Source organism: Micromonospora sp. H33, from assembly GCF_052068455.1.
Classification (GTDB): domain Bacteria; phylum Actinomycetota; class Actinomycetes; order Mycobacteriales; family Micromonosporaceae; genus Micromonospora.
Genome location: NZ_JBQHDE010000037.1, coordinates 1 through 1130, shown reverse-complemented (window position 1 = coordinate 1130; position 1130 = coordinate 1). Strand labels below are relative to the sequence as shown.

Sequence of the window (1130 nt, the reverse complement as noted above, 5' to 3'; positions counted from 1 at the left end):
TCGCGCTCGGACAGGGCGAGCTTGGTTTTCACCGCGCCACAGTCCGAGCAGGTCTTGGAGGACGGATACCAGCGGTCGGCCACGAGCAGCCGGCCGCCATTCCATTCGGTCTTGTACGCCAGTTGCCGCCGCATCTCGGCGAACCCGACGTCGGCGATGTGCCGGGCGAGCCTGCGGTTGCGCAGCATGCCGGCGACGTTGAGGTCTTCCACCACGACCGTGCCGTAGGTGGCGGCGAGTCGGGTGGTGAGCTTGTGCAGGCCGTCGCGGCGCAGGTTCGCCACCCGGGCGTGCGCCCGGCCGAGCCGGGCTTGGGCGCGCCGCCACCGGTTCGACGGCCGACGTCCGGTCCGCCGGTCCGGGCCGACCCTGCGGGACAGGCTCCGGCCGAGCGCACGCAGCCTGCGCTGCGCCTGGTCGAGGTGCCGGGGGTTCGGTTCGAGCTGTCCGGTGGACAGGACGGCGAGGTGCTTGACGCCCACGTCCACACCAACCACCGACCCGGGCCGGGCCGGGCGGCGCTCGGGCCGCTCCACTGACACTGTGAATGCGACGTGCCAGCGTCCGCCGTCGCGGCGCACAGTGGCGGACATGATCCGGGCGGTGCCGTTGTCGAGGCGGCGGGCGAGCTTGCGGGCCGACTCGTGCAGCTTCAACCGACCCAGCCGCGGCAACACGACATACTTGCGGTCCGGCTCGACCCGGATCGCGCCGGTGGTGAACCGCACAGACGGCGTCGAACGGCGGCGGGACCTGAACCGAGGGAACCCGACCGGCCGACCAGCACGCTGACCCGACCGGGAATCGGCCCAGTGCTTCAGCGCCCGAGCGAGCGCGTCCAGACCGGTGTTGAACGCCTCCTTCGAACACTCGGCCCACCACGGCGCCACCTCGACCTTCACCGCGTTCCACGCCTTGCGAAGCGCGGGCAACGACCACGACACGGCCGCGGTGAGCTGTTCATCCGGCACGCCGTAGGTGCGCTCGGCGGCCCGCTGGTCCATCACCGCCTTCACCCGCGCCAAAGCCCAGTTGTACGCCACCCTGGCCGCGCCAGCGTGCGCCAGCACCGCCCGCTCCTGCGCGGGGGTCAGATCGAGGGCGAACCGGTACGCCTGGATCACCCTCAT

General features: G+C 71.9%; 1 protein-coding gene. It reads right to left on the bottom strand.

Annotated elements, in window-relative coordinates:
* On the bottom strand, positions 1–1130 hold a 1130-nt coding region (gene tnpB, locus ACTMS0_RS29070), incomplete at both ends, for an IS607 family element RNA-guided endonuclease TnpB (protein WP_441158463.1).